Annotated in this window: 5 protein-coding genes; 4 read left to right on the forward strand and 1 reads right to left on the reverse strand. The window is 62.6% G+C overall.

Annotated features, from left to right (window positions below):
* The first annotated feature begins 2 nt into the window (after positions 1-2).
* Positions 3-818: a sulfite exporter TauE/SafE family protein gene (locus tag HX821_RS25970; protein ID WP_003207794.1), complete on the forward strand. Its 816-nt coding sequence runs from the start codon at positions 3-5 to the stop codon at positions 816-818.
* A 30-nt stretch (positions 819-848) separates the two neighbouring features.
* Here HX821_RS25970 and HX821_RS25975 read toward each other — a convergent pair whose 3' ends face one another.
* The gene (locus tag HX821_RS25975) at positions 849-1,514 is read right to left on the reverse strand and encodes a response regulator transcription factor (RefSeq protein ID WP_003207796.1); all 666 of its coding nucleotides are present in this window, start codon (positions 1,512-1,514) and stop codon (positions 849-851) included.
* A 237-nt stretch (positions 1,515-1,751) separates the two neighbouring features.
* Between HX821_RS25975 and ercA the strand changes: the two genes are divergently transcribed.
* The 3 genes from ercA to HX821_RS25990 all read left to right on the forward strand — a co-directional run bounded on the left by ercA (position 1,752) and on the right by HX821_RS25990 (position 5,827).
* Positions 1,752-2,915: an alcohol dehydrogenase-like regulatory protein ErcA gene (ercA, locus tag HX821_RS25980; protein ID WP_003207798.1), complete on the forward strand. Its 1,164-nt coding sequence runs from the start codon at positions 1,752-1,754 to the stop codon at positions 2,913-2,915.
* On the forward strand, positions 2,899-4,269 hold the full coding sequence (locus HX821_RS25985) for a hybrid sensor histidine kinase/response regulator (RefSeq protein WP_003207799.1): 1,371 nt from the start codon (positions 2,899-2,901) through the stop codon (positions 4,267-4,269). Before ercA ends, HX821_RS25985 begins: the two co-directional genes overlap by 17 nt.
* Before the next feature lie 79 nt (positions 4,270-4,348).
* On the forward strand, positions 4,349-5,827 hold the full coding sequence (locus HX821_RS25990) for a DASS family sodium-coupled anion symporter (RefSeq protein ID WP_177036789.1): 1,479 nt from the start codon (positions 4,349-4,351) through the stop codon (positions 5,825-5,827).
* Positions 5,828-6,177 lie beyond the last annotated feature (350 nt).

The raw sequence follows: 6,177 nt of genomic DNA on the forward strand, positions 1-6,177 counted from the left end.
CTATGCTGCTGGCAAGTTTTCTGGGCGTGTTGATGGGGTTGGTCATGGGCCTGACCGGCGCCGGGGGCGGCATTCTTGGTGTCCCGGCCCTGGTATTGGGGCTGGGGTTGACCATGACCCAGGCCGCGCCCGTGTCGTTGTTCGCGGTGGGCGCGGCCGCTGCCGTGGGGGCTGTCGACGGTTTGCGCCATGGCCTGGTGCGTTACCGCGCGGCGCTGCTGATTGCGCTGCTTGGCGCGCTATTTTCGCCGCTGGGGGTTTTCTTCGCCCACCAGATGTCGGAGAAAGTCCTGATGGGCCTGTTCAGTGCGCTGATGGTGCTGGTGGCCTGGCGCATGCTGCAACGGGAGAAGCTTGAGGCCGGGCCGAGCGACCACGGCACCGCGTCGTGGGGCCAGAAGAACTGCATGCTCGACCAGCAGACCGGGCGCTTTTCCTGGACCGCCAAATGCACCGCCACCCTGGCAGCACTCGGCGCAGTGACCGGTGCGGTCTCGGGGTTGCTCGGCGTGGGCGGCGGCTTCCTGATCGTACCGGCGTTCAAGCAACTGACCGATGTGCAGATGCGCGGCATCGTCGCCACCTCGCTGATGGTGATCAGCCTGATCTCGTTGATCGGCGTGATCGGCGCGTTTCATGCCGGGGTCAGTATCGAGCCGATGGGCTGGGTGTTTATCGGTTCGAGCATTGTCGGCATGTTGGCGGGGCGGCGCCTGTGCTCGGTGATCAAGGCGCGCACCTTGCAGGTGGGTTTTGCCACCCTGTGTGTGCTGGTGGCGGCGGGCATGCTGTTTCGGGCCCTCATTCAGGTGCCTTGAAATGCGCTCAGCATCCCGCCCCTACGGGTATCAGCGCCGCAGGTAGGCACCAAAGTCGATGTCCCCGGCGCTGAGAATCGCCTGCACCCGATTGTGCACGTTCAACTTGCGCAGGATTGCCGAGACATGGGCCTTCACCGTGGTCTCGGCAATCTCCAGGCTATAGGCGATTTGCTTGTTCGAGTCACCCTTGGTCATCCGCTCCAGCACCAGCAATTGCTTGCGGGTCAGGGCCTGCAGCAGCTCCGGCGCAAGCCCCAGGCAATCATTCATGCGCCGTTGCCCGCCGATTTTCTGGCTGCGAATAATCTCCGGCGGCAAATACACATTGCCGTTGAGAATCTGTTGGATTGCCTCGGTCATCTGCAGCCTGGGCGAGGACTTGGTGATAAACCCCACCGCGCCATAGGTGATGGCTTGCAGCACGACCTGCTTGTCCTGCTCGGCAGACACGATCACCACCGGAATCGTCGGCGACTCGTTGCGCAGGTTGATCAGGCCATTGAGGCCGTGCATGCCCGGCATGTTCAGGTCCAGCAGGATCAGATCCAGATCGTCGTGCTCCTGGCTCATGGTCAGGGCGCTGTCCAGGTCGCCGGTTTCCATCACTTCGCTGCCCGGGAACCCGTCGCTGATGACGTTGTGGATCGCCTCGCGAAACAGTGGGTGATCGTCGGCTATCAGAATTTTGTACATGGACGTTCGCCTTATTATTTTTGCTTATTCAAGCAGGTCCGATCCATAGGGTCATGCGCCCATTACATGCCAGTCTCGATGCCTTGGGAATGCGACGATAGAGAGGGGAATCAGTACCAAAGTAGTAGATCGTGCCGTACGTCGCGGTTTCAGCGCCACCCATTGGTCTGATTGCATTCAGTGTCGGATGGGTTAGTGTGGAGCGCATCTTCCAGAATAATAAAAACAGGCTTACCAATGAGCCCGAACCTGAGTCTCCTGCGTAAATTCGTTTCCCCTGAAATCATCTTTGGCGCCGGCTGCCGGCACAACGTAGGCAACTACGCCAAGACCTTTGGCGCGCGCAAGGTGTTGGTGGTGAGTGATCCCGGCGTGGTTGCTGTCGGCTGGGTGGCCGATGTCGAGGCCAGCCTGCAAGCGATCGGCATCGACTACTGCCTGTACACCGCCGTTTCGCCCAACCCCCGGGTTGAAGAGGTGATGCTCGGCGCCGAGGTCTACCGTGAAAACCATTGCGACGTGATCGTCGCCGTCGGTGGCGGCAGCCCGATGGACTGCGGCAAGGCCATCGGCATCGTGGTCGCCCATGGCTGCAGCATCCTCGACTTCGAAGGCGTCGACACCATCCGCGTGCCGAGCCCGCCGCTGATCCTGATCCCGACTACCGCGGGCTCCTCGGCGGATGTCTCGCAGTTCGTGATCATTTCCAACCAGCAGGAGCGCATGAAGTTCTCCATCGTCAGCAAGGCGGTGGTGCCCGATGTTTCACTGATCGACCCGGAAACCACGGCGAGCATGGACCCGTTTCTCTCGGCCTGTACCGGCATCGACGCGCTGGTGCATGCCATCGAGGCCTTCGTGTCCACCGGCCACGGCCCGCTGACCGATCCCCACGCGCTGGAAGCCATGCGCCTGATCAATGGCAACCTGGTGCAGATGATCGCCAACCCCGGCGACATCGCCCTGCGGGAGAAAATCATGCTGGGCAGCATGCAGGCCGGGCTGGCGTTTTCCAACGCGATCCTCGGCGCGGTGCATGCCATGTCCCACAGCCTTGGCGGCTTTCTCGACCTGCCCCATGGCCTGTGCAACGCGGTGCTGGTGGAACATGTGGTGGCGTTCAACTACAGCGCGGCACCGGAGCGTTTCAAGGTGATTGCCGAGACCTTCGGCATTGATTGCCGGGGCCTCAACCACCGGCAAATCTGCGGCCGGCTGGTGGACCATTTGATCGCGTTGAAGCATGCGATCGGCTTCCATGAAACCCTCGGCCTGCATGGGATTCGAGTGGCGGACATTCCCTTTCTGTCGCAGCACGCCATGCACGACCCGTGCATCCTTACCAACCCGCGTGAATCCAGCCAGCGTGACGTCGAGGTCGTCTATGGCGAAGCTCTCTGACGATCAGCAACGGGCACTCGCGGGGCTCCTGGGGCTGGGCAACCACTCGGCGCGCAAGAGTCATTACCCCGAACTGACCGCGCGCCTCGACGAGCTGGAAGCCGAGCGCAATCGCTACATCCGCCTCAACGACGAATTGGAACAGCGGGTCGCGGCGCGTACCGACGAGTTGCTGGAAGCCAACCGCAACCTGCAACAGCAAATCGCCCAGCGCGAGAAGATCGAGCAGGACCTGCGCGATGCCCGGGATGCCGCCCAGGCCGCCAACCGCAGCAAGGACAAATACCTTGCCGCCGCCAGTCATGACCTGCTGCAACCCCTCAACGCCGCACGCTTGCTGATTTCCACCCTGCGCGAGCGCAACTTGCCCAGCGTCGAACACGTGTTGGTGGAGCGCACCCATCAGGCCCTGGAAGGCGCCGAGGATTTGCTCACCGACTTGCTGGACATTTCCCGACTCGATCAAGCGGCGGTCAAGCCGGACATCGCCCTGTACCGTCTCGACGAACTGTTCGCACCGCTGGTCTCGGAATTCCAGTCGGTGGCCGCGGCGTCCGGGCTGAACCTGCGGGCGCGTACAGGCCATTACGCAATCAACACCGACCTGCGGCTGGTGACGCGGATCCTGCGCAATTTCCTCAGCAACGCCTGCCGCTACACGAGCGCGGGCTCCATCCTGCTGGGCGCCCGCCGCCGGGGTGAGCGGTTGCGCCTGGAGGTGTGGGACACCGGGCGCGGAATTGCGGCGGACCGCCTGGACGCCATCTTCCTGGAGTTCAATCAACTGGACGTGGGCCGCGCCGCCGACCGCAAGGGCGTGGGACTGGGGTTGGCGATTGTCGAGCGTATCGCCGAGGTCCTCGGTTATCCGGTGGCGGTGCGTTCGTGGCCGGGGCGCGGTTCGATGTTCAGCATCGAAGTCCCCATCAGCGAGGACATGCCGCTGCCCATCAGTGTAGTGGCCGCGCAACCGAGCACCGGCAACCCGCTGCCGGGGAGGCGGCTGCTGGTGCTGGACAACGAAGTCGGCATCCTCGACAGCATGAGCGCGCTGCTTGGGCAGTGGGGCTGCGAAGTGGTCACTGCGACCGATCAGGCCGGCGCACTGGTTGCATTGCAGGGCCGGGCACCGGAGCTGATTCTCGCGGACTATCACCTGGACCATGGCGTGGTGGGCTGTGAGGTCGTGCACCAGTTGCGCGAGCATTTTGGCTGCAGGATTCCGGCAGTGATTATCACCGCCGACCGCACCGACCAATGCCGCCGTGCATTGCAGCGCCTGGACGTGCCATTGCTGAACAAGCCGGTCAAGCCCGGCAAGTTGCGAGCGGTGTTGACCCAGTTATTGGCCTAGCCACTTGATACCCGTCAACACCGGGCGTGACGCTTTGCCTCATGCTGTGGGCCAGATTTCACGGCCGACGGAGAACCCCATGAGTGCCCCCGCAACAACAGCTGCTTCATTCAAGTTGCCCCTGGGCCTGGTGGTCGGCGTACTGGTGATGGTCGGCGTGCTGCTGTTGCCGCTGCCGGCCGACTTGCCGGTGGCCGGGCACCGGATGCTGGCGATCCTCGCGTTTGCGGTGGTGGTATGGATCACCGAAGCGGTCTCCTACGAGGCCAGCGCGATCATGATCACCTCGTTGATGGCGTTTTTGCTCGGCACTGCGCCGTCGCTGCAAGACCCGACGCACCTGATCGGTTCCAGCCCGGCCATCAGCATGGCGTTGACGGGGTTTTCCAGCCCGGCGCTGGCGCTGGTGGCCGGCGCGTTGTTTATCGCCGCAGCCATGACCCATACCGGGCTGGACCGGCGCATCGCGTTGGTCACCCTGACCCGCGTGGGTACCAGCACCCGGGGCATTCTCGTCGGGGCAGTCGCCGTGACCATCCTCTTGAGCCTGGTGGTGCCCAGCGCCACGGCCCGCAGTGCGTGTGTGGTGCCGATCATGATGGGGGTGATTGCCGCGTTTGGCGTGGACAAGCGTTCGAATATTGCGGCCGGGATCATGATCGTCGTGGCCCAGGGTACGAGCATCTGGAACGTCGGTATCCAGACGGCGGCGGCGCAGAACCTGCTGACGGTTGGCTTTATGGACAAGATGCTGGGGCAGCGGGTGTCGTGGATCGACTGGCTGATCGCCGGGGCGCCGTGGGCAGTGATCATGTCGGCGGTGTTGTTGTTTTTGGTGTTGAAGCTGTTGCCGCCGGAGAGTGACAGCATTCCCGGAGGCAAGGAGGCGGTGGCGCAATCGCTGGTGGACATCGGGCCGATGACGGGGCCGCAGAAGCGCTTGCTGACGGTGTCGGTGCTGCTGTTGCTGGCGTGGGCGACTGAGGGGCGGTTGCACAGCTTTGATACGACCTCGACGACGTATGCCGGGCTGGTGTTCTTGCTGATGCCGGGGATCGGGGTGATGACCTGGAAGGATGTGCAGTCGCGGATTCCGTGGGGCACGGTGATTGTGTTTGGGGTTGGCATCAGCCTGGGGACGGCGTTGCTGACCACCCAGGCGGGGCAGTGGCTGGGGTCGCAGGTGGTGGCGCATACCGGGTTGGACCAGGTGGGGCCGCTGGGGGTGTTTGCGATTCTGGGGGTGTTTTTGATCGTGATTCATTTGGGGTTTGCCAGTGCCACGGCGTTGACCTCGGCGTTGTTGCCGATTTTGATTGCGGTGTTGCAGACGTTGCCCGGGGAGTTCAGTCGGCTGGGGATGACGATGTTGCTGGGGTTTGTGATGAGCTACGGGTTTATCCTGCCCATCAATGCGCCGCAGAATATGGTGTGTTTGGGGACCGGCACGTTTACCGCGCGGCAGTTTGCCAAGGTCGGGATTTTGGTGACGTTGATTGGGTATGGGTTGATGTTGGTGTTTGCGGCTACGTATTGGAGTTGGTTGGGGTGGATTTGAGGTGGGGGGCATATCCGTTATTTCGGTAACGGCCGCTTATGGTTCCGCTCTTACAGCGGCCCGCTTCGCACTGCCTGCGTTCGGCCTCGGGCTCATTGGGGCAGTCAGATCAAGATCAAAAGCAAAAGCACAGCGGCCTACCGGCCGGCTTGAGTGTTAAAAGCAAAAGCAAGATCCAGAGCGAAAACAGATCTGCTTTTCTGTGGGAGCGGGCTTGCTCGCGAAAAACCTGAGAGCGCCGCGTTCATCCAGAATGCCCGCGTCATCGTTAACGACCTTCGCGAGCAAGCCCGCTCCCACATTTGGACCGTGCCCGCTTTAGCTTTTGACACTCAAGCCGGCCGGGAGGC

The sequence above is a fragment of the Pseudomonas sp. B6001 genome (genome assembly GCF_013386015.1).
In the GTDB taxonomy this organism is placed as follows: domain Bacteria; phylum Pseudomonadota; class Gammaproteobacteria; order Pseudomonadales; family Pseudomonadaceae; genus Aquipseudomonas.